General features: G+C 66.6%; 17 protein-coding genes. 6 read left to right on the top strand and 11 right to left on the bottom strand.

The window, feature by feature from the left end; all coding sequences use genetic code 11:
• Nucleotides 1–384: 384 nt before the first annotated feature.
• Nucleotides 385–1,311: a DMT family transporter gene (locus DWA33_RS18175; protein WP_114359906.1), complete on the top strand. Its 927-nt coding sequence runs from the start codon at nt 385–387 to the stop codon at nt 1,309–1,311.
• Here the strand turns inward: DWA33_RS18175 and DWA33_RS18170 are convergent.
• Nucleotides 1,308–2,678 carry a M23 family metallopeptidase gene (locus tag DWA33_RS18170; protein ID WP_114359904.1) on the bottom strand — a complete coding sequence of 457 codons (1,371 nt, stop codon included), beginning with the start codon at nt 2,676–2,678 and terminating at the stop codon, nt 1,308–1,310. The genes DWA33_RS18175 and DWA33_RS18170 overlap by 4 nt on opposite strands.
• A gap of 93 nt (nt 2,679–2,771) precedes the next feature.
• Nucleotides 2,772–3,392, bottom strand: coding sequence for a peroxiredoxin (locus DWA33_RS18165; protein ID WP_114359902.1), 621 nt, complete (start codon nt 3,390–3,392; stop codon nt 2,772–2,774).
• Between the two features lie 192 nt (nt 3,393–3,584).
• Between DWA33_RS18165 and DWA33_RS18160 the strand changes: the two genes are divergently transcribed.
• Nucleotides 3,585–7,301 (top strand): YhdP family protein, encoded by a 3,717-nt coding sequence (locus DWA33_RS18160; RefSeq protein WP_114359899.1) that lies wholly within the window; start codon nt 3,585–3,587, stop codon nt 7,299–7,301.
• 27 nt (nt 7,302–7,328) lie between these two features.
• Here DWA33_RS18160 and DWA33_RS18155 read toward each other — a convergent pair whose 3' ends face one another.
• From DWA33_RS18155 to DWA33_RS18135, 5 genes are all read right to left on the bottom strand, one after another.
• Nucleotides 7,329–8,528 (bottom strand): ABC transporter substrate-binding protein, encoded by a 1,200-nt coding sequence (locus DWA33_RS18155; RefSeq protein ID WP_167443237.1) that lies wholly within the window; start codon nt 8,526–8,528, stop codon nt 7,329–7,331.
• 65 nt (nt 8,529–8,593) lie between these two features.
• A complete protein-coding gene (locus DWA33_RS18150) occupies nt 8,594–9,736 on the bottom strand; it encodes an acyl-CoA dehydrogenase family protein (RefSeq protein ID WP_114359916.1) in 1,143 nt (380 codons plus the stop codon).
• Nucleotides 9,737–9,743: 7 nt separating this feature from the next.
• The gene (locus tag DWA33_RS18145; RefSeq protein ID WP_114359895.1) at nt 9,744–10,508 is read right to left on the bottom strand and encodes an SDR family NAD(P)-dependent oxidoreductase; all 765 of its coding nucleotides are present in this window, start codon (nt 10,506–10,508) and stop codon (nt 9,744–9,746) included.
• Nucleotides 10,505–11,293, bottom strand: coding sequence for an enoyl-CoA hydratase/isomerase family protein (locus DWA33_RS18140; RefSeq protein WP_114359893.1), 789 nt, complete (start codon nt 11,291–11,293; stop codon nt 10,505–10,507). Before DWA33_RS18140 ends, DWA33_RS18145 begins: the two co-directional genes overlap by 4 nt.
• 1 nt (nt 11,294) lies before the next feature.
• The gene (locus DWA33_RS18135; protein WP_167443236.1) at nt 11,295–12,884 is read right to left on the bottom strand and encodes a class I adenylate-forming enzyme family protein; all 1,590 of its coding nucleotides are present in this window, start codon (nt 12,882–12,884) and stop codon (nt 11,295–11,297) included.
• A 137-nt stretch (nt 12,885–13,021) separates the two neighbouring features.
• Here DWA33_RS18135 and DWA33_RS18130 point away from each other — a divergent pair, with 137 nt between their 5' ends.
• Both DWA33_RS18130 and DWA33_RS18125 read left to right on the top strand, forming a co-directional pair.
• The gene (locus DWA33_RS18130) at nt 13,022–14,230 is read left to right on the top strand and encodes an ABC transporter substrate-binding protein (RefSeq protein ID WP_114359889.1); all 1,209 of its coding nucleotides are present in this window, start codon (nt 13,022–13,024) and stop codon (nt 14,228–14,230) included.
• Nucleotides 14,231–14,330: 100 nt separating this feature from the next.
• Nucleotides 14,331–15,038, top strand: coding sequence for a TetR/AcrR family transcriptional regulator (locus tag DWA33_RS18125; protein WP_114359887.1), 708 nt, complete (start codon nt 14,331–14,333; stop codon nt 15,036–15,038).
• Between the two features lie 51 nt (nt 15,039–15,089).
• Here DWA33_RS18125 and DWA33_RS18120 read toward each other — a convergent pair whose 3' ends face one another.
• From DWA33_RS18120 to tyrS, 3 genes are all read right to left on the bottom strand, one after another.
• On the bottom strand, nt 15,090–15,653 hold the full coding sequence (locus DWA33_RS18120) for a cytochrome b (RefSeq protein WP_114359915.1): 564 nt from the start codon (nt 15,651–15,653) through the stop codon (nt 15,090–15,092).
• Between the two features lie 223 nt (nt 15,654–15,876).
• Entirely contained in the window at nt 15,877–17,094 is a 1,218-nt protein-coding gene (locus DWA33_RS18115) for an MFS transporter (RefSeq protein ID WP_114359885.1), read from the bottom strand.
• A gap of 84 nt (nt 17,095–17,178) precedes the next feature.
• The gene (gene tyrS / locus DWA33_RS18110) at nt 17,179–18,435 is read right to left on the bottom strand and encodes a tyrosine--tRNA ligase (protein WP_114359883.1); all 1,257 of its coding nucleotides are present in this window, start codon (nt 18,433–18,435) and stop codon (nt 17,179–17,181) included.
• Between the two features lie 157 nt (nt 18,436–18,592).
• On the opposite strand from tyrS, the gene DWA33_RS18105 reads away from it, so the two are divergent.
• Entirely contained in the window at nt 18,593–19,696 is a 1,104-nt protein-coding gene (locus DWA33_RS18105; protein WP_114359881.1) for an anhydro-N-acetylmuramic acid kinase, read from the top strand.
• Between the two features lie 9 nt (nt 19,697–19,705).
• On the opposite strand, the gene DWA33_RS18100 is transcribed toward DWA33_RS18105, so the two are convergent.
• The gene (locus tag DWA33_RS18100) at nt 19,706–20,353 is read right to left on the bottom strand and encodes an alpha/beta hydrolase (protein WP_013502748.1); all 648 of its coding nucleotides are present in this window, start codon (nt 20,351–20,353) and stop codon (nt 19,706–19,708) included.
• Nucleotides 20,354–20,590: 237 nt separating this feature from the next.
• On the opposite strand from DWA33_RS18100, the gene DWA33_RS18095 reads away from it, so the two are divergent.
• Nucleotides 20,591–21,763 (top strand): cysteine desulfurase family protein, encoded by a 1,173-nt coding sequence (locus DWA33_RS18095; protein ID WP_114359879.1) that lies wholly within the window; start codon nt 20,591–20,593, stop codon nt 21,761–21,763.
• Nucleotides 21,764–21,796 lie beyond the last annotated feature (33 nt).

The raw sequence follows: 21,796 nt of genomic DNA, 5'->3' as shown, positions 1-21,796 counted from the left end.
ACCGGCGCCCCGTCCCGGATGGCCGTCCGGGACGGGGCATTCCCCGAAGGGAATGATGAAGGATAGCAGATCGCGCTAATACAAGGAGCCCGGCGAAGCCGGGCGTCTCGAAGGATGGGGCAACGCATTCCGTGCGTCACATGGTTCGAGACGGCGCTACGCGCCTCCTCACCATGAGGTTGTGCGTGTGGCAGGCGGTGCGGATCAGCTCTGATTCGATGAAAAGAAGAACTGCTCTAGGTTTTTGACCTTTGCGGAGGTGCCGGCCCGCGCACCTCCTATGTGCCGATTGATCTTTCGATACATCCCGCTCTCTCAGCCGCTCGGAATTCGGGTGGCTGGGCGACGCTGCATCGCTGATGACTGACGCCGAGAGGTGCACTCGTGTCGTCAGCCGTTCATCCGATTCATCCGCGAGACTGGGTTCTGCTGATCGCGCTGTCGATCCTGTGGGGCGCGTCGTTCTTTTGCGTCGGTGTGGCTCTGAAGGAGCTGCCGCCGTTCACCATCGTTTTTCTTCGTGCCGCGATTGCCGCGTTGGTACTGCTCTTGATCGTCGGGCTCCGTGGAATTCCCATGCCGCGCGGCGTCACCGGTTGGCTACCTTTCGTCGGAATGGCCTGTCTCAACTTCGTCGTTCCGTTCTCCTGCCTCGTCACGGGCCAGACCTTCATCTCGACCGGCCTCGCGTCGGTGCTCAATGCGACGACCCCCTTGTTCACCGTCGTTGTCATGGCGGCGGCCGGAGAGGAGCGACTGACGGCGCAGCGTGTGATCGGTGTCGCAGTCGGCATCCTTGGAGTCGCGATCCTGCGCGGCGTGGATTTGGGCGAAGCCCAGACCGGGATCGGCGTCGGGCTGTGCCTGCTCGCGGCGATGTCGTACGGCTTATCGGCGCTACTTGCCCGCCGGCGATTGGTCGGCTTTGCGCCGCTCACCACCGCCACCTCGCAAATGGTGGCGGCGGCTATCATCACCGGCGTGATCGCGGCGAACGTCGATCAACCGTGGCGCCTGCCGGCTCCGAGCTGGCCGGTGATCCTGGCGGTGGTCGCACTCGGCACGCTGTCGACCGCGCTGGGGTACGTATTGTTCTTCCGGATCGTCGCGCGGTCCGGATCGACCAACGTCATGCTGGTGACGCTGCTAATCCCCGTCACGGCGATTCTGCTCGGCACGGTCGTGCTGCGCGAAGCCATTGGGATCCGTGAGCTAATCGGTGCAGTTGTGATCGCCAGCGCGCTGCTGATCATCGACGGGCGCGCTTTGGCGTGGCTCCAACCGCGGCGTTGGCGGAGCGAACGGTCCTAACCCGCCCCCGCCAGCCGCACCCCCGCCCGCAGAAACTTCTGCGGGTCGACCGGGTCGCCGTCGATGCGGGTTTCGTAGTGCAGATGTGGGCCGGTGGAGCGGCCGGTGGAGCCGATCTCGCCGACCACCTGGCCGATGCCGACCTGCTGGCCGACCTTGGCGATGATCTTCGACAGGTGACCGTAGCGTGTCGACAGGCCGTTGCCGTGGTCGACCTCGACCATCTGGCCGTAACCGCCGGCCCATCCGGCGCTGACCACCTTGCCGGCGGCGGTGGCGCGGACCGGATCGCCGGTCGAGCCGCGGAAGTCGAGGCCGGTGTGCATCGCCGGCCGGCCGAGGAACGGATCGGTGCGCACGCCGAAGCCCGACGACAATTCGACGTCGCCCACCACCGGCTTGCGATAGGGGACGAGTGTCAGCACCCGGGTGAGGCGGTCGACCTGGGCGCGGCTGACGCTGATGCGATACAGCTGGCGGTCGAAGCTCGAGGCGTTGGCCGACGGCGCCCGCACCGGCACGAACGGGCCGCCGACGGCGCCGCGCGGCGCCGCGGCTTCGAGCGAGCGGGAGTTGAGGCCGAGGTTGCCGAGCACGTCGCGCATCCGCCGCGCGCGGGATTCGTAGCTTTCTTCGACCGCGCCGAGGGCGGCGATCTGCTGCTTCTCGACCTGGTCGAGCGAGTTCTGCAGCCGCGTCAGCACGGTCTCGATGCCTTGCGCCTTGGCGTATTGGGTCGGCGGCCGCTCCAGCGCCGCCGGCGGGGTGCGCGACTGCAGCCGCGCTTCGCGATCCGGCGGAGCGACGAAGATCACCGTGTCGTTGATCGGCGACGGCTTCGGCCGGCCGGCCGGCTCGCTGTCGAACGACGGGGTGCGGGCCGGCTTGATGCTGCCGGTGACCGCGACGTCGGGCAGGGCGCCGAGCGCGCCGGCGCGGGATTCGAGCAGCGACTGCCGTCGCATGATCTGTTCGAGCTTCTTGTCGAACTGCTCCTGGTCGAGCAACTGCCGGCTGGTGGTGCGGTCGACCTTGGCGCGCAGTTCGGCGATCCGATCCTCGTAGGCGTATTGCATCTCGGCCTGGCGGGCGATCAGCCGGGTCAGCACGTCGTCGCGGAAGGTGAAGTAAGTCGCGGTGACGCCGGTCCAGCCACCGAGCAGCACGATGGTGCCGACCACGATCCAGAACAGCACAGGGCCGATGCGGACCTGCTTGCCGGCATGCGCGATGGTGTAGCTGTTGCCGTCCGCGGCCGGCCGCTGTGCCGGCCGGGCCGGACGCACCGGGCGCTGCGCTGCGGGGCGGGCCTGATTGTGAGCGTGGGGCTGCGGCACTGCGGATGGGTGGCCGGAACGGTACGACATCGGAACTCCCGCGCCGATCGGAAACTCGCAACGGTTCCGCTCGAGGCGCGGGCAGATTTGACCCTTCCATGGTTAATTTTCAGAAAATGAAAACTATAGAGATTGCGCCGCGGCGAGCACCTGGTCGGCGTGGCCGTCGACCTTCACGTTGCGCCAGACGCGCGCGATCCGGCCGTCGCCGCCGATCAGAACCGTGGTGCGAATGATCCCTTCGAACTTGCGGCCGTACAACGTCTTTTCGCCCCAGGCGCCATAGGCTTCGAGCATCGTATGGGTGCTGTCCGAGAGCAGCGGCGTCGCCAGCCGATGCTTGTCGCGAAACGAGTCCTGCGCCTTCACCGAGTCCGCCGAGACGCCGAGCACGGCGGTGCCGCAGGCTTCGAAGTCGGGCGCGAGGCGGGTGAAGTCCACGGCCTCGCGGGTGCAGCCCGGGGTGTTGGCGCGCGGGTAGAAGAACAGCACCAGCTTGCGCCCGGCGAAGTCCGCCAGCGAAACCGTGCCGCCGCCGTCGCGCGGCAGCGAGAAATCCGGGGCGGCGCTGCCTTCGCCGGGACCGGTCGGTTGGACCGCGGGCGAGGTCGCGGCGGTGGCGGACTTTTTCGCGGCCTTGGCCGCAGGCTTGGCGGACTTCTTTGCGGCGGCGGCCTTGGCGGCGCTCCCGGCCTTCGCCGCCGTCGCCGGCTTCGAGGATTTCTTGGGCGTTTGCTTGGGCATGCGCCTTCCTTTCGTCGCTTTCAAAAGGTCAACATCGGGCATCGCCAGACGCAATGCGACCATGCCGCTGCTGGGCAAATCCGTCGACCTCGGGGTATGGTTGCAGGGATTCGGCGTACCGACCATCCCCGTTTGTTCAATGGGCCCGTTGGGCCGGCGGCGAGTAGAGGTCTCTAACGAGGATGGGCAGCAATGCCGCCACAGGAGCGCATCCTGCGCGACGGCGCACATCCCTCACTCGACAACCAGGCTCCCCACGCGCGCGTGCAACGAGAGGCAATGGCGAAACATCCGACGCCGGACCAGTCCGACCCGCACGCCGGCCGTGATTGCATCGATCCCCATTGGCATGACGACCAGTGGGATCACGAGCACGACGAAGACGCCCGGCATCGCGCGCGCAAGCTGCTGAAGCGTCGCAACCTGGGTCTGCACCGCATCGACGATTGGTCGCGCCGCCGCTCGGCGGGCAGCCCCTGGCTGAAACGTGCGGTTCTGACGGTCGCGGTGATCGGCGTCGTGCTGGCTGCCGCATTCGCCGGTCTGTGGCTGCGGCTCGGTGCAGGGCCGATCAATGTCGACATGGCGACGCCGTGGCTGGCGGACGCGATCGAAGAGAACATCGGCCACGGCAACTCGGTGGAGATCGGCGGCACGCAAATCGAGCGGGCAGGGCGGATTCGGGTCGCGGTGCGGATTCGCGACATCGTGGTCCGTGACCGCGACCACGTGGTGATCGCCTCGGCTCCGAAAGCCGAAGTGCGCCTGTCCGGCTGGGCGCTGCTGATGGGCAAGCTCCGCGCCGAGAGCCTGAGACTGGTCGGCGCCGAGCTGGCGATCCGGATCAATCCGGACGGCCAGGTCACGGTGTCGGCCGGCGCCACCGAGCGGCCGCTCGCCACAGGCGTCGCCGCCGGTGGCAGGCCCGCCGAATTCAAGCTGCCGACCCAGCCGCAGGCACCGGCAGCACCCGCCGCCCCGGATGCCGCGTCGCAAGCGCCGTCCGCCACGCCACCTGTGGCGGGGGCGGACAGTCCGGATCCGATGAAGGGCGTACTCGCCGGGTTGGCATGGCTCGACAGTCTGAGCCTGACCGGGCTCGACGGCCAGAACCTCAACGAGATCGGGCTCAAGAACGGCAATCTGGTGGTCGATGACGAACAGCGCGGCGACCGCTGGACCTTCGAGAACATCTCGCTCAGCCTGCGCCGTCCGAGCAATGGCGGCGTGGCGCTCAGCATCGGCGAGGAAGGTCGCAAGGCCTGGTCGCTGCGGGTTCAGGTCGGCCCGGCACGCGACGGCGTTCGCTCGGTCGAACTGCATGCCAACCAGGTGCCGACCCGCACCGTGCTGCTGGCGCTGCGGTTGAAGAACCTGACCTACAGCGCCGACTTCCCGCTCACCGGTGACCTCAAGGGTGAGATCGGCCGCGACGGCGTCCCGACCTATTTCCGCGGCAAGCTGACGGCCGGCGCCGGCACGGTGATCGATTACGATACGCCGGATTACCCGATGGCGATCGACCAGATCGAGACTTCGTTCGAATGGGACGCCAATCGCCGGGTGTTGATCGCACCGTTCAAGGTTTTGGCCGGGCCTAACCGGATCACGCTGCTGGCCTCGCTGGAGCCGCCGAACGGCAGCGTCAACGATTGGCAACTCGGCCTGTCCGGCGGCACCATCGTGCTGCCCGGCGCGCAGAACGAAGCGCCGCTGATCTTCAATCGCATCGCCGTGCGGGTCCGGTTCGACAACGCCAACCGCCGGGTGTTGCTGACCCAGGCCGATGTCAGCAACGGCGAGATCGGCGTCGCCGGATCGGGCAGCATCGATTATGCCGGCGAGCCGCGGCTGACGCTCGGTCTGGCCGGCACGCCGATGTCGGTGTCGGCGCTGAAGCGGATGTGGCCGGTGCTGATCGTCCCGGAACTGCGCGAATGGGTGATCGAACGGATTCTCACCGGATCGATCCAGACCATCGACGTTGCCGTCAATTCGCCGATGAAGAACCTGTCGCGCCGCGGGCCGCCGATCCCCGACGAGGGGCTGCTCGTCAACATTCTCGGCAACGGGGCTTCGATCCGCCCGGTCGACGGCATGCCGATAGTCAAGGACGCCGACATGCGGGTGCGGGTGACCGGCCGCACCGCCACGGTCGCGATCAATCAGGCCAGCGCCGACACCGACGCCGGCCGCAAGATCGCGCTGTCCGACATCCTGTTCGAGGTCCCTGACCTGGCGCCGAAGCCGGCGCCGTCGCGGATCAGGTTCAAACTCGACGGACCGGTGCCGGCGGTTGCCGAAGTGCTCGCCTCCGGCCGGCTCAGCGATGCTGCCGCATTGCCGATCGATCCCGCCACCAGCAAGGGCAACGTCTCGGCACAGGTCGCGCTCGGGATGCCGATCCAGCGCGAGCTGACCAAGCAGGACACCAGTTACTCGATCACCGCCGACCTCGCCGGGTTCTCGGCCGACAAGCTGGCGATGGGGCAGAAGCTCGAAGCCGCCGCGCTGAAAGTGACCGCCAATAATCAGGGCTACCAGGTCAAGGGCGACGTCAAGATCAACGGCCAGGCGGCGGCGCTGGACTATCGCAAGCCCGCCGACGGCGATGCCGACGTCAAGCTGCAGGCGACGCTCGACGACGCCAGCCGCGCGCGGCTCGGGGTCGATTTCGGCAGCGGCCTCTCAGGCCCGCTCGGCGTCAAGCTGACCGGCAAGATCGGTGACAACGATCAGGACTCCAAATTCGCGATCGACGCCGATCTGACGCCGGTGAAGCTCGACAATCTGCTGCCGGGATGGAGCAAACAGCCCGGCAAGCCCGGCCGCGCCACCTTCAACGTCGTGCGCAAGCCGCAATCGACCAGGTTGGACGACGTCACCATCGAGGGCGGCGGCACGCTGATCAAAGGATCGCTCGAGGTCGACCCCGACGGCGATCTGATCAACGCCAACTTCCCGGTGTACTCGCCGTCCGAAGGCGACAAGGCGATGCTGAAGGCCGACCGCAGCCCCGACGGCGTGCTGAAGGCGGTGATGCGCGGCGACGTGTTCGACGGTCGCGGCTTCATCCGCTCGGCGCTGTCGGGCAGCTCGGGCGATACCAAGGGCAAGAGCGTCGACTTCGATCTCGACCTGAAGTTCGGCGCGGTCGCCGGCTTCTACGGTGAGGCGCTGCGCAGCCTCGAGGTCAAGACCACCCGCCGCAACGGCGCGATCCGCAGCTTCACCATGACCGGCAAGCTCGGCCGCGACACCCCGATCACCGCCGATCTGCGTGGCCGCAATCAGGGCCGCGAGGTGATCTATCTGGAGACCAACGACGCCGGCGCGTTCTTCCGCTTCACCGACAGCTACGCGAAGATGTACGGCGGTCAGCTGTCGCTGGCGGTCGAGCCGCCGACCGCCGAGCCGCGCGAGAAGGAAGGCCTGATCAACGTCCGCGACTTCACCGTGAAGGGCGAGGCGGCGCTCGATCGCGTCGCCGCGGGCGCGCCGGGCGGACAGCCGCAGGGGCTGGCGTTTTCGCGGCTGCGCGCCGAGTTCAGCCGCCAGAACGGCCAGCTCACCATCCGGGACGGCGTTGTGAAGGGGCCGACGATCGGCGCAACCATCGAAGGCTCGATCGATTACGGCGCCAACCAGGTGCGGATGAGCGGCACTTTCGTGCCGATGTACGGGCTGAACAACATGTTCGGGCAGATCCCGATCGTCGGCCTGTTCCTCGGCGGCGGCAGCAACGAGGGTCTGATCGGCGTCACCTACGAAGTGGTGGGCACCCCGGGCAAGCCGGTGCTGCGGGTCAACCCGATCTCGGCGATGGCACCGGGCGTGCTGCGCAAGATCTTCGAGTTCAACACCGGCCGACAAAACAGCGGCGCCGATTTCCCGGCGCCGCCGAACTGATCGATCTTAGTTCGAGACGAACCGGGGTCAGTCCGCGGAGACGATGCCGCCGAGTGGCTCCCAGGATTCGCCGTTGAACTTCATCATCTGCATCGCCTTCAGCGGGCCGTGATCGTCCTTGGTGATGGTCGCGGTGATGCCCGGAATGAGCATCGGCACCTGCAGATCGCGCACGCTTTCCATCGCCGCCATCAGCGTCTCGCGCGTCAGGTTCTTGCCGGCCTTCTCCAGCGCCTGGTGCATGACGTAGGACATGCCGTAGGCATAGGCATTCAGCCAGTCCTTCTTGGATCCCGACGGATAGTACTTGTCCATGAACGCCGACCAGGTCTTGAAGTCCGGGTCGTTCTGCCACTGCGGATCGGTCGGCTGCTTGACGTAGGAGGTCGATATGATGCCGGCGGATTTGTCGAGGCCAGCGCTCGTCAGCACCGGATCGACGGAATTCGATACGCTGGGGAGCACGAACAGCGGCTTCCAGCCGAGCTGGTCCACGACCTTGATCGATTGCGCCGCGAATTTCGGTGTCGTCGCGCTGATGAAGACGTTGGCGCCGCTGTGCCGCAGTTTGGCGATCGGCGAGTCCACGGTCGGATCGGACAGCTCGTAGGTCGCGGCCTGGACCAGCGCAGCCTGCTGGTCGCCGAGGCCCTGCTTGAGGCCGGCGAGGATGTCCTTGCCGTAATCGTCGTTCTGATAGAGCAGGGCGATCTTCGGCTCTTTCACATTCGCCAGAATGTACTTGGCGTAGATTCGCCCCTCGGTGACGTAGTCGACGTTCCAGCCTACCGTCCAGGGAAACTTGCGCGGCTGGTTCCATCGCGACGCGCCCGACGAGACCAGCAGTTGCGGCACCTTGTTGCTGTTGAGATAGGCCTGCGTCGCCGCCGAGGTCGGCGTACCGATGGGGAGGAAAATGGCCAGGACATTGTCGCTGTCGACCAGCTTGCGGGTCTGCTCGACGGCCTTGGGAGGCGTGAAGGCGTCATCGAGGCTGATGATCTCGACCTTGCGGCCGTGAATGCCGCCGGCCTGGTTGATCATGTCGAAATAAGCGAGGCCGGCTTTTGCGATCGTCGCGTAAGCCGAGGCGGGCCCGCTATAGGGCGCCGTGTTGCCGAGCTTGATCGACGTCGCGGTGACACCCGGCGCGGCGTCCTCGGCCATCACCGGCGTCGCCAGGGCGACCACGGCCGTCACCAGAATTGCAACGGTCTTCAAAGACATCTCCATCCTCCCACTTTTCTATGTTTTACGATGTTCTTGTTTTGCGTTGTTCGCGTGCGCCTCGTTCACAGGTTACGCGCGATGATTTCCTTCATGATCTCGTTGGTGCCGGCGTAGATGCGCTGTCCGCGCGCGTCGGCATAGGCGCGGGCCACCGGGTAGTCGCGCATGAAGCCGTAGCCGCCATGCATCTGCACGCACTGATCGAGCACCTCGGCTTCGACGTCGGTGATCCAGTATTTGCACATGGCGGCTTCATCGACCGACAGCTGACCGGCTTCGAACCGGGCGATGCACTGATCGAGAAACGCGCGCGCCACCGTGATCTTGGTCTTGAGCTCGGCCAGCCGGAACCGCAGATGCTGAAACTGCGAGATCGGCTGGCCGAAGGCGTGGCGCGTGTTGGTGTAGGCCAGGGCTTCGCGGAACGCGGCCTCGGCTCCCGCGATCGCGGACATGCCGACGAACAGCCGCTCGCGCGGCAGCTGCGCCATCAGATATCCCAGACCCTCGCCCTCGACGCCGAGCAGGTTGGTGGCGGGGATGCGCGTTTCATCGAAAAACAGTTCGACGGTGTCCTGCGCGCGCTGCCCGAGCTTGTCGAGCACGCGGCCGCGCGAGAAGCCCGACCGGTTTGTCTCGACCAGGAACAGTGACTTGCGTCCCGGCGACATCCCCTCGGTGCCGGCGAGCACGATCACGAGATCGGCGTGCAGTCCGTTGGTGATGAACGTCTTCTGACCGCTGATGACGTAGTCGTCGCCGTCGCGGCGGGCCACCGTCCGTGCACCGCGCAGGTCGCTGCCGGCGCCGGGTTCGGTCATGGCGATCGACAGCACGCAGTCTCCGGTCACACAGCGCGGCAGCCAGGTCTGCTTCTGCTGCTCCGTGCCGTATTTGAGGATGTAGGGCGCGATGATTTCGGAATGCGTGTAGAAGCCGGGCAATGCGACGAAGGCGTCGGCGAGCCCCTCGATCACCACGCGCGCATGCGCCAGGCCGGCGCCGGGCCCGCCATAGGCTTCCGGAATCGAGGTGCAGAGCAGGCCGGCGGCTCCCATCGTGCGCCACAATTCGCGCGGGATCGCGCCCGCCCGTTCCCAGTCGGCGTAATGCGGCGTCATCTCGCGCGCGATCAGGCGGCGCATGGCGTCGCGCAGCGCGTCGAGCTCGGTGTGTATCTCCGGTGCTGTCGATGTCACTGTCATGGGCTCCTCACGCGCCGCCATAGGCCGACCACCCGCCGTCGACCGGCAACACGACGCCGGTGACGTAGGACGCCTCGTCGGAGACGAGGAACGCGACCGCATGGGCGATCTCGTCTGGCGCACCGAACCGATGCATCGGCAGGCGCTTCTCGACGGCGTCCCGGTTGGTCTTTCTGTCGGCGAACATTTCGTGCGCCATCGGCGCGTCGATGAAGCCGGGGGCGACGCAATTGACGCGCAGGCCCTTGGCGGCGAACTCGCAGGCCATGGTCTTGGTCAGGTGAATGACGGCCGCCTTCGAGACGCCGTAGCCGTTCGAACTCGGGATGGCGCCGATGCCGGCGACGGACGCGATGTTGACTATGGCGCCGCCGGCCTTGCGCGCCAGGGCGTGGCGGGCCATGGCGCGCGACACCAGATACGTGCCTCGCAGATTGACGTCGATGACGCGTTGCCAGTCCTCGAGGCGCTGGTCGATGGTGCGCGCGATCGATTCGGCGATGCCCGCATTGTTGACCAGGATGTCGATCCCGCCGAGCGCGGCGGCGGCATCGGCGACGAGCGCGTCGGCGCCAGCTTCCGAGCCGATGTCGCCCGGGAGGGCGATGGCGCTCGCGACGTGCGACTGTGCCTGAGCCAGACGCTGGGCGTCGCGGTCGGCCAGGACCACGCGCGCGCCGCGCGTCGCCAGTCGCGCCGCGATGGCGAGGCCGATGCCGCCGGCGGCGCCGGTGACGAGCGCGCCGCGGCCGGCGAGGCTGTCGTCACTCATGCCTTGGCCTTTCCGGCACGCGCGCGGAACTTGTCCACGAGGTCGCGGTGATCCTTGCTGACATTGGTCAGCGCCTCATAGGCGAGGCCGACATCCATCATGCTCGCCGCGAGCTGCCGCAGCGCGACATTCGTGGTCACCTTGGTCCAGCGGATCGCCTTGGTGGCGCCGTTGACCATGCGGTCGGCGAAGGCGTCAACGGCCGCATCGAGCTCGGCCGAAGGCACACAGCGGTTGATGAGGCCGAGGTCGGCGGCTCGAGCAGCGCCGATGCGATCGCCGGTGAAGAGGAATTCCTTGGCGCGCGCGAAGCCGATGAGCTGCGGCCAGATCACCGCGCCGCCGTCGCCCGCTACCATGCCGATCGAAACGTGGGGATCGGAGATATAGGCGGTGTCGGCTGCGAACGAGACGTCGCAGAACAGCGCCATCGTGGCGCCGAGCCCGACGGCCGGACCATTGATGCGGGCGATGGTCGGCTTCTCGCATTCGATCAGCGAAAACACGATCGCCTTGGCTTCAGCCACCGTGACCTCGAAGGAGTCCGGATCGTCGATGGCGTTCTGCATCCATTCGACGTCGCCGCCGGCGCAGAAGGCACGGCCGGCGCCGGTGAGCACGATGACGTCGGAATCGGGATCGCGCGCGGCGTCGGTGAACACCTGCGACAGTTCCGAGTGCAGCCTAGCATTGACGGCGTTGAGCACGTCCGGCCGGTTCATGGTGATCGTCAGCACGCGACCGCGCCGATCGATCTGGATGGTTTCGTAGTGAGAATGATTCATGTCAGCTGGCTGCTTTCTCGATCACATGCTTTCGGAGTTCAGATTTCAGGATTTTACCCATCGGACCGCGCGGCAGAGCGCTGCTGAAACTGATGCGGCGCGGGATCTTGTAGTCGGCGAGGCGATCGACCAGGAAGGCGCGCAGGTCGTCGACGGTGGCGGTGGCGCCGGGGCGCAGCACGATGAAGGCGTGAATGTCTTCGCCAAGCTTCGGGTGAGGGACGGCGACGACGGCGGCTTCCTGCACGGCCGGATGCGCGAAGAAGTTCTCCTCGACCTCCAGCGAACCGATGTTGTGGCCGCCGCGGATGATCATGTCCTTCTTGCGGTCGACGTGGAACAAATATCCGTCCGCGTCGATGTAGCCGATGTCGCCCGTCATCATCCAGCCGTCGCGGAGCGCGGCTTTCGTCAGTTCGGGTTCGTCGAAGTACTCGCGCATGACGCTCGGGCTGCGCACCGCGATTTCGCCCGTGGCGCCGGCCGGCTGGATGGTGCCGTCGTCGCCGACGATGCGCACTTCGGTGAGCGGCCAGGGCCGTCCGACGGTGCCGATCTTGGCGAGATTGTCGGAACCGACGGCGACCGTGCCGGCCGGGCCGGTTTCGGTCATGCCGTAGGTCTGGCGCAGCTCAGCGGTTGGGAAAGTGGCGGCGAGCTGCCTGATGACCTCGACCGACATCGACGCGCCGCCGTAATCGAACAGCCTGATGCGGCTGAGATCGTCGACGTCCGGGCGATAGGCGTCGAGCAGGAAGATGTAGAAGGACGGCGCGCCGATGTACTTGGTCGTTCGCTCGCGTTCCATTCGGCGCATGATCGCCTGGATGTCGAGGCCCGGATCGAGCACCGCGGCGGCGCCGGCCCAGATCGCCGGCAGGATCAGGCAGTGCAGCGACGCCGTGGTGAAGAACGGAAAGAAGCTCTCGTAGACGTCGGTGTCGTCGAGCGACAGCGCGGCCGCAAACCCGTAGGCCGAGACCAGCGTGCGCAGATGCGTCATCACCGCGCCCTTGGGATGCGCCGTCGTTCCCGAGGTGAACAGGATCTCCGACGTCGCGTCGGGTGAGATCGTCGGCCAGCCGCCCGCATTGGCCCGGCCACGATCGCCCACGGCATGCCAGTCGGTCGACCCATCAGGCGCCGGTCCCACGCAGATGACGTCGCGGATCGCGGTCAGGCGAGGGCGAAGCGCCGTCATCGTGGCGAGCAACGCCGAGGCGACGAGTAGTGCGCTGCATCGCGCCTTGTTGACGACGTAGACGATTTCCTCCGCGGCGAACCGGGTGTTGATCGGCACGACCACGGCGCCGAGCCGGTGCAGGGCGAACATGGTGATCACCGCCTCGAGTCCCGCTTCGTTGTCGAGCATCAGTCCGACGTGATCGCCTTGCGCAATGCCGAGCTGCCGCAGGCCGTCGGCGAGCTTTGCCGACCACCATCGTAGTTGCTCATAGGTCAGCCGATACTCGCCGCCATAGGCCGAAGCCGCCGTGAGCGCGTGGGCGTTGGGGCGCGCGGCGGCGCGCGCGTCGAGCAGGTCGATGATGGATTTGCCGACGAGGTCGCTCGGCAGCACCGGCTGGGTCACGTTGTCCTCCATAGCCGCGACGTTGATCCGTCGTTTTGCATGTTATCGATTTTCGATTCACTAGTCGAAATTGTTGACGGTGCCAAGCGCCGAATGTATGGCTACGCGCAATCACCAAGTCAGACAGGGAGGGAAAGATGCGGCTCGTGCGTCCTGCGGCAATTCTGATAGCGGCCCTGCTGGCTGCGGCGCCGGCCGGTGCCGAGACCGAGACGGCTGCCGTCAAGGTCGGCGTGCTCACCGACATGAGCGGCATTCTGGCGTCCGGCCTGGGACCGGGATCGGTCGACGGCGCGCGGATGGCGATCGAGGATTTCGGCGGGACGCTGTTCGGCAAGCCGATCGAGCTGGTGTTTGCCGACCACCAGAACAAGCCCGACATCGGCTCGACCCTTGCGCGGCGCTGGCTCGACGAGGGCGGCGTCGACGTCATCGCCGATGTCGGCAATTCGGCCGTCGCACTGGCCGTTCGTGAACTGGTTCAGAGCAAGGACAGGCTCGCTCTGTTCGTCGGCGCGTCGAGCTCGGCGCTGACCGCCGCGTCCTGCTCACCCAACACGGTGCAGTGGAGCCACGACAGCTACATGTTCGTCAAAGCCGTGCCGACGCGATTGCTGGCGGAAGGCAAGAAGAAATGGTTCCTGATCATTCAGGACTGGGCGTTCGGCCACGCGATGCAGGCCGACATCACGCGGGTGATCGCAGACGGCGGCGGCGAGATCGTCGGCAGCGTCCGCCATCCGCCGGGCACGATGGATTTCTCGTCCATCCTGCTGCAGGCGCAGGGCTCCGGCGCCGATGTCATCGCGTTCCTGAGCGCGATCCAGGATCTGTCGACGTCGATCAAGCAGGCGCACGAATACAATCTCGGCAAGGACGGCAAGCAGACGCTGTTCGCGCCGGCGTTCCTGCTGCCGGATGCGCGCGGGCTGGGTCCTGAAGCGGGGCAGGGCATCATCTTCTCCACCGTGTGGTACTGGAACCTCAATCCCGAAGCGCGCGCGTGGTCACAGCGCTTCTTCGCGCGCAACAAGGTGATGCCGGCCGAAGCCCACGCCGGCACATACAGCGCCGTGCTGCATTATCTGAAGGCCGTGCAGGCCGCCGGCACCAAGAAGGCCGACGTCGTCATGGCCAAGATGCGGGAGATGCCGGTGAAGGATTTCTATACGGACAACGCCAAGCTGCGCGCCGACGGCCGGCTGATGCGCGCCGCCTATGTGGCGCGCATGAAGACGCCGGCGGAGTCCAAGGAACCTTGGGACTATTACCAGATCCTGTCCGAGATTCCCGCAGAACAAGCGTTCAGGCCGGCGAGCGAGAAAGCCTGTCCGCTGCTGAAGTAGCCGCCTCGGGTGCGTCTTGTTTGACGATCGATGCCGCATCCCGTATGGCCGATCGATCGACGCAAACGGCGTACCTGACGACCAGAGCGGAAAGACATTGATGCCGAACCGAGCAGCGGGCGCCGCCCCGAAGAAGAAGCCCGCGGCGCGCAAACCGGGCGTCGCCGCGGCCGGGGGGCCGGTCGAAGCTAAGCGGGTGCGGAAGCCCAAACTGACCCGCGTCGAGAAGTCGGAGCTGACGCGCAACGCGATCGTGCAGGCGGCGGCCGAGATCGTCGGCGAGTACGGCTACGCCGAAGCCTCGATCGCGCGCATCATGGAGCGCGCCGGCTTCGGCCATGGGACGTTCTACGCCTATTTCGAAAGCCGCGCCGAGCTGTTCGATCAGCTGCTGCCGCTGAAGGGCGTCGAGGTGCTCGACCTTTTGCACGAGCGCGTCAAGGGATCGGCCAATCTGGTCGAAATGGAGTACCGGGCGTTCCTGGGCTTCCTCGAATTCGCCCAAGAACATCCGTGGTTCTTTCGTCTGTTGCACGAGGCGGAAGTCGCGGCGCCCGATGCCCACCGGCGCCACATGGACAACATCATGGCGCGGTTTCGACGCGCGCTGAAGCGAAGCTACGACCGCGGCGAGCTGCCAGGCTACGAGGAGAAGGAACTCGACACGCTGGCCTATCTGCTGATCTCGGCGCGCGACTACGTCTATTCCCAACACGTCGGACGCAGCGCCGACGTGTCCAGCGCGCTACGCGACGCCGTGCAGACCTACCGGAAGTTCATTTCCTTCGGTTTGCGGGGCAAGGCGTAAGCACGGCGCGTCGCGCCGTGCTGTCCCGCGTCGACGGCGACCGTTGTGCGCTTACTTGCCGCGCAGCCACGGCACCATGCGGCCGAGGGTGGCGTCGTGGCGGCCGTATTGATGCCACAGTGCGCCGACGATGTGGATGAACACCACGATCACGGTGGCCAGGAACAGCGGTCCGTGTGCCGCATGCAGCGCGCCGGCCACCGCCTTGTTGGCTTCGAACAGCGGCGGAATGCCGAGCAGGTCGATCCCGCGGCCGGAGAACAGCGTCATGCCGACGCCGGTGGCGGGCAGGGCGATCAGCAGCAGATACAGCAGGCCGTGGCTGATCCGGGCGATCACTTCGGTGATGCGCGGCGACGGCACCAGCTCCGGAGCGCCGTGGATCCGGATCCACAGGACGCGGAGCACGGCGAGGCCGAGCACGCAGGTGCCGATCGCCTTGTGCCAATTGTACATCGTGCTGCGCAGCGGGTCGGCTTTGTCCAGCCCCTGCGCGTAGTTCATCGAGGCGAACAACGCGATCACGGCGAAGAAGATCACCCAGTGAATGGTGACGGCGAGCGCGCCGTATTCGCTGGGTTGTTTGTCGGCGGAGGCGATGGTTGTGGTCGTCATGATATCTCCGAAGGAAAATCGCGGCACGTCGAAGCCCGCGGCGCGAGCTGCCCACCGGACGATGATGCCCGGCAGGGCGGCGGCAGCGATGTGATCGAGCGCAATTCCGCCGAACACATTTTGCTGATCGCCGGGGTAAGAGGCCGCCAATGGCCCGGTCTATGCCACGCGAGGATTGCGAAGTCATGACCCAAGGTTGCGAATGCCTTGCAATTACAATGGCTTATTGTCGCTCCCGGAGGGCCGGCACCACCAGAAACGGAATCATGCCGAGCACCACGCTGACCAGCGCGAAGCCGAGCACCGGATTGTAGCTTCCGGTCAGGTCGTGCAGCAGGCCGCCGCACCACGAGCCGAACGCCGAGCCGAGGCCGCTGCCGATCGAAATCGTGCCGTAGATCGTGCCGACATGCTTGCCGCGGAACACGCTCATCGCGGTGGCGGTGATCAACGGGCCGCGCGAGCCGATCATCGAGCCGAAGCAGATCACGAAGCCGCCGAGCAGCACCGGGTTCGGATACCATTGCAGCAGCCAGAGCAGCGCGAGGCCGGTGATCGAGACCGCATAGGAGAACAGGATCGACGGCCGCCGCCCGATCACCCCGTCGAGCCAGCTCACCCCGAGCATGCCGGCCACCAGCACCACGCCGGAAAAGCCCCACGCGGTCGCGGCCTGCAGCGGCGCAAAGCCGGCGTCGACCAGATAGGCGACCACCTGCGCCGCGATCGAATACATCCCGATCGCGGTGAAGAAGAACGTCGCGAACAGCGCCCAGAATGCGTGGTGGCGCATCGCGCCTCGCAGCGTCCAGCCGTCGTTGCCGTGGTCGACCGTCTGCTGCCGCGTCAGCGAAGCGGCGCCAGCGGCAAACCGCCGCCACGGTAGCAACGACAGCGGCACCAGCAGGACCAGCATCGCGCCGCCGAGGATCAGATACGCCTCGCGCCAGCCGACCCGTTCGATCAGCAGTTGCGCGATCGGCAGCATCACCAGCACGCCGGCGCCGATCGCCGAATACACCACCGCCATCGCGGTCGGCAGCTTGGCGCCGAACCAGCGGCCGAGCAGGATCGAATTCGGCACGTTGCCGGTGAGGGCGATACCGAGTCCGGCGCACAGGCCGACCGTGATCTGCAATTGCCACAGCCGCTCGGCGTAGGCCGCGACGACGAAGGCGCCGCCGAGCAGTATCATGCCGAGCGTATAGACCGCGCGCGGACCGGAGCGATCGAACAGCCGGCCGACCAGCGGCGAGGCCAGCCCGGTGCACAGCGCCGTCAGCGAATAGATCGACACCACCTCGGCGCGGTCCCAGCCGAACGAGGCCGAGATCGGCAGCAGGAACACGGTGAAGCTCTCACCGAGTCCGCGGCCGAGCAGGGACAGCACGAAGCACAGGCCGAGAATGAACAGGCCGGTGCGCGAGGCACGGTGATCCAAGAGCGGTCCTTCCCGAACAACAACGCGTTTTTGCTATCGAACGCGGTTTCTTCGGAAAGGAGCAGGGCCGGGCCGCGAATGGGGCTATGCAAGCCGCAGCAGCACGTGCTTCTTCTTGCCCATCGACAGCTTGATCACGCCGTCGGCCGACAGATCGGTCGTCGTCAGCGTCATCTTCTCGTCGGTGACCGGCGCATCGTTGACCTTGAGGCCGCCGGCCTTGATCTGCCGCCGCGCTTCGCCGTTGGAGGCGACCAGCCCGGTCTTCTCCGCGAACGCCGCCAGCACGCCGATTCCTGCATCGAGTTCGGCGCGGGCGATCTCGACGCTCGGCAGATCCTGCGCGGTGCCGCCCTGTTCGAAGGTGGTGCGCGCGGTGGCTTCGGCCTTTTCGGCGGCGTCGCGGCCGTGCATCAGCGCGGTCGCCTCGGTGGCGAGGATCTTCTTGGCGTCGTTGATCTCGGCGCCCTGCAGCTTCGCCAGCCGTTCGATCTCGTCGATCGGCAGCAGCGTGAACAGCTTGAGGAAGCGGCCGACGTCGGCGTCCTCGGTGTTGCGCCAGTACTGCCAGTAATCGTACGGCGACAGCATGTCGCCGTTGAGCCAGACGGCGCCGGCGGCGGTCTTGCCCATCTTGGCGCCCGACGCGGTGGTCAGCAGCGGGCAGGTCAAGGCGTGAAGCTGATGCGTGCCCATCCGGCGGCCGAGATCGACGCCGGTGACGATGTTGCCCCACTGATCCGAGCCGCCCATCTGCAGATTGCATTTGTAGCGCCGCGCCAGTTCGACGAAATCGTAGGACTGCAGGATCATGTAGTTGAATTCGATGAACGACAGTTCCTGCTCGCGGTCGAGCCGCAGCTTCACCGAGTCCATGGTCAGCATGCGGTTGATCGAGAAGTGGCGGCCGATCTCGCGCAGCATCTCGATGTAATTCAGCTTGGTCAGCCATTCGGCGTTGTCGGCCATCAGCGCGTCGCTGTGGCCGTCGCCGAAGGTGATGAACTTCGAGAACGTGCCCTTGATCGACTCCTTGTTGGCGTCGATCTGCTCGTAGCTGAGGATCTTGCGGGTCTCGTCGCGTCCCGACGGATCGCCGACGCGCGTGGTGCCGCCGCCCATCAGCGCGATCGGCTTGTTACCGGTCGCCTGCAGCCAGTGCAGCATCATGATCGACAGCAAATGACCGACGTGCAGCGATGGCGCGGTGCAGTCGTAACCGACATACGCGACCACTTCGCCCTTCGCCGCGAGTGCGTCCAGCGAGTCGGGATCGGAAATCTGATGAATGAATCCCCGGCTCTGGAGAACATTCATAAAATCAGACTTAAAAGCGGTCATCTGTATCGGTCTCTGATCACGGTTATTTCACGCATCGCGCAGATCGCGCGCGACGACGCCCTGGAAAGTCTTTCGGGCGCGTTACCCTGTGGCATTATAAGAACTAGGTGTTTGACACAAGTTGGACCTTCCGCAGCGGGCAGAAAGGCGCGTCGCCATGATGATGACGGCGATCGGACTGATGAGCGGCACATCGCTCGACGGCGTCGATGTCGCTCTGATCAAGACCGATGGACGGCGCATCGCCGCGCTCGGACCGTCGGGCTACCGGCCTTACACCGAGACCGAGCGAGGCCTGCTGCGCCAGGCGCTGGCCGAGGCGGTGAGCCTCACGACGCGCGACGTGCGTCCGGGCGTGCTCGCCGAGGCCGAACGCGCCGTCACGATCGCCCATGCCGAGGCGGTCGCCGCCTTCGTGGCGCAGAACCGGCTCACGCCGGAAAGCGTCGACGTCGTCGGTTTCCATGGCCAGACCGTGCTGCATCGGCCGGCCGACAAGCTGACGGTGCAGATCGGCGACGCCAAGGCGCTGGCCAAGGCCATCCGCATTCCGGTGGTGTGCGACTTCCGCGCCGCCGACGTCGCCGCCGGTGGGCAGGGGGCGCCGCTGGTGCCGGTGTATCACCGCGCGCTGGCGCAGTCGCTCGGTCGCGACGGCCCGGTCGGCATCGTCAACATCGGCGGGGTGTCCAACGTCACCTATGTCGATGGCCTCGACTCGCTGATCGCCTGCGACACCGGCCCGGGCAACGCACTGCTGGACGACTTCGTATTTCGCACCCTCGGCCAGCCGTTCGATCGCGAAGGCCGGCTGGCGGCGCAGGGCATTATCGACCAGGCATGGCTGACGGAAGCTCTGCAGCATCCGTTCTTCGCCAAGCCGCCGCCGAAGTCGCTCGACCGCAATGCGTTCGCCGGGCTTGCCTTGCGCGACTGGTCGGCGGCCGACGGCGCGGCGACGCTGACGGCGTTCACCGCCCGGGCGATCGCGGCAGTCGTGCCGCTGCTGCCGAAGCCGCCGGCGAGCTGGATCGTCACCGGAGGTGGTGTGCGCAACCTGACGATGATGCGGATGCTCCGCGACGCGCTGGCGCCGGCCAGTGTCGACAGCGCCGACGCGCTCGGCTGGTCGGCGGACGCGATGGAGGCGCAGGCGTTCGGCTTCCTCGCGGCGCGCGGGCTGAAGGGCCTGCCGCTCAGCTATCCGGCGACCACCGGGGTCGCGTTCCCGATGACCGGCGGGCTGCTGGCCCGGCCGTAAGCCCGCGCGTCAGCGGACGTTGGCGAGCCGCATATCGAGATAGGAGGTGATCGTCTCCATCAGCGGCTCCATCTTGTCCTCGAAGAAGTGGTTGGCGCCGGGGATGGTCTGCTGGTCGATGACGATGCCCTTCTGGGTCTTCAGCTTCTCGACCAGGGTGTTGACGTCCTTGGCGGGCGCCACGATGTCCTTCTCGCCATGGACGATCAGGCCGGACGACGGACACGGCGCCAGGAACGAGAAATCGTAGCGGTTCGGTTCCGGCGCGATCGAGATGAAGCCTTCGACCTCGGGCCGGCGCATCAACAGCTGCATGCCGATCCAGGCGCCGAACGAGAACCCGGCGACCCAGCAGGCGCGCGCCTCGGGATTGATGGTCTGGGCCCAGTCCAGCGCCGAGGCGGCGTCGGCGAGTTCGCCGGTGCCGTGGTCGAACGAGCCCTGGCTGCGGCCGACGCCGCGAAAATTGAACCGCAGCACCGAGAAACCGCGGGCGACGAAGGCGTAATACACCTGATAGACGATCGGGTGATTCATGTTGCCGCGGAACTGCGGATGCGGGTGCAGCACCATCGCGATCGGCGCGTTCTTCTGCTTGGCGGGGTGGTAGCGGCCTTCGAGGCGGCCCGCCGGACCGGTGAAAATGACTTCGGGCATCAGCGATCCTTGCGCGACATCGTGGGATTGGCCTGGCGCGCCGGGCGCGCGCGGTTCCTGCCAGCAACGGCCGCCGGCTGCCGCAAAGCGGATCGGGCAGGCGGCCGGAGGAAACGGGGAGCTGCGTTCTAGCATGGAGCGCAGGGCCAAATGCAAGCATATTGAGCAGGGTGGCACGGCCGCCCTGGATGCCTGCGGTGCGGTCTGGCCTTGGGGCGCGTGAAACGGGCGGAGTCGATGACGGAACGGATCTATCTGGATGCGAATGCGACGACACCGCTGCGCCCCGAGGCCAGGGCCGCGATGGTGGCGGCGGCGGAGCTGATCGGCAACCCGTCCTCGATCCACGCCGAGGGCCGCGCGGCCCGCGCCGTGCTGGAGCAGGCCCGCGCGGATATCGCCGCGGCGGTCGGGGCGGCGGCGCGCGATGTGGTGTTCACCTCCGGGGGGACCGAAGCCAACGCGCTGGCGCTCACGCCGGGGCTGAGCATCGGGGCGGAACCCGCTGATCGCCTGCTAGTTTCCGCGGTCGAGCACCCGTCGGTGCTGGCCGGCGGGCGGTTCCGCCCGGAGCAGATCGAGCCGATTCCCGTGGACCGGCGCGGCGTGGTCGAGCTCGGAAGCCTGCGCCGGCTGCTCGGCGAGGGACCACCCGCGCTGGTGTCGGTGATGCTCGCCAACAACGAGACCGGCGTGCTTCAGCCGATTCGCGAAGTCGCTGAGATGGTGCATGAAGCGGGCGGCGTGCTGCACGTCGACGCGATCCAGGCGCTCGGCAAGATTCCATTCGGAATCAAGCAGCTCGGCGGCGATCTTGTGTCGCTGTCTGCACACAAGATCGGAGGCCCGAAAGGTGTCGGCGCGTTGGTGCTCGGCGACAGGCTTACCGGACTGGAGCCGCTGCTGCGCGGCGGCGGCCAGGAGCTGGGGCGGCGGGCCGGCACCGAGAACCTGACCGGGATTGCCGGGTTCGGCGCGGCGGTGGCTGCAGCGATGTCGGCCATGGCGGCCGACATGGCGCGGATCGAGCGGATGCGAAACCGGCTCGAGGCGGGATTGCGACAATGCGACGACGGGCGGGGTGGGATGGTGGTCGCAGACGACACCCCGCGGCTGCCGAACACCACGCAGCTTGTGGTTCCCGGGCTGCGGGCCGAAACCGCGGTGATCGGCTTCGATCTCGCCGGAATCGCGGTGTCTTCCGGCTCGGCCTGCTCCTCCGGCAAGGTGCAGCCGTCGCACGTACTGGAGGCGATGGGGCTCGGTCCGGAACTTGCAAGATCGGCGATACGGATCAGTCTCGGCTGGTGGAGTAGCGAATCCGACATTGATCGTTGCCTGGAGGCTTGGAGAAAGCTGATCGGCAACCTAGCTAGAAGGGATCGTGAAACAGTGCTTGAACGGTTCTAAGAGGGTTTCATCCCGTGACGGATCGTGTAAGCA

Origin of the sequence: Rhodopseudomonas pentothenatexigens, assembly GCF_900218015.1 — a bacterium.
In the GTDB taxonomy this organism is placed as follows: Bacteria; Pseudomonadota; Alphaproteobacteria; order Rhizobiales; family Xanthobacteraceae; genus Rhodopseudomonas; species Rhodopseudomonas pentothenatexigens.
This window is presented reverse-complemented; position numbering and strand designations above follow the sequence as displayed.

What these genes read in the sequence shown, in the direction of transcription:
- DWA33_RS18170 (WP_114359904.1), bottom strand. Translation starts at nt 2,678, where the DNA reads ATGTCGTACCGTTCCGGCCACCCATCCGCAGTGCCGCAGCCCCACGCT.
- DWA33_RS18165 (WP_114359902.1), bottom strand. Translation starts at nt 3,392, where the DNA reads ATGCCCAAGCAAACGCCCAAGAAATCCTCGAAGCCGGCGACGGCGGCG.
- DWA33_RS18160 (WP_114359899.1), top strand. Translation starts at nt 3,585, where the DNA reads ATGCCGCCACAGGAGCGCATCCTGCGCGACGGCGCACATCCCTCACTC.
- DWA33_RS18155 (WP_167443237.1), bottom strand. Translation starts at nt 8,528, where the DNA reads ATGTCTTTGAAGACCGTTGCAATTCTGGTGACGGCCGTGGTCGCCCTG.
- DWA33_RS18150 (WP_114359916.1), bottom strand. Translation starts at nt 9,736, where the DNA reads ATGACAGTGACATCGACAGCACCGGAGATACACACCGAGCTCGACGCG.
- DWA33_RS18145 (WP_114359895.1), bottom strand. Translation starts at nt 10,508, where the DNA reads ATGAGTGACGACAGCCTCGCCGGCCGCGGCGCGCTCGTCACCGGCGCC.
- DWA33_RS18140 (WP_114359893.1), bottom strand. Translation starts at nt 11,293, where the DNA reads ATGAATCATTCTCACTACGAAACCATCCAGATCGATCGGCGCGGTCGC.
- DWA33_RS18130 (WP_114359889.1), top strand. Translation starts at nt 13,022, where the DNA reads ATGCGGCTCGTGCGTCCTGCGGCAATTCTGATAGCGGCCCTGCTGGCT.
- DWA33_RS18125 (WP_114359887.1), top strand. Translation starts at nt 14,331, where the DNA reads ATGCCGAACCGAGCAGCGGGCGCCGCCCCGAAGAAGAAGCCCGCGGCG.
- DWA33_RS18120 (WP_114359915.1), bottom strand. Translation starts at nt 15,653, where the DNA reads ATGACGACCACAACCATCGCCTCCGCCGACAAACAACCCAGCGAATAC.
- tyrS (WP_114359883.1), bottom strand. Translation starts at nt 18,435, where the DNA reads ATGACCGCTTTTAAGTCTGATTTTATGAATGTTCTCCAGAGCCGGGGA.
- DWA33_RS18105 (WP_114359881.1), top strand. Translation starts at nt 18,593, where the DNA reads ATGATGATGACGGCGATCGGACTGATGAGCGGCACATCGCTCGACGGC.
- DWA33_RS18100 (WP_013502748.1), bottom strand. Translation starts at nt 20,353, where the DNA reads ATGCCCGAAGTCATTTTCACCGGTCCGGCGGGCCGCCTCGAAGGCCGC.
- DWA33_RS18095 (WP_114359879.1), top strand. Translation starts at nt 20,591, where the DNA reads ATGACGGAACGGATCTATCTGGATGCGAATGCGACGACACCGCTGCGC.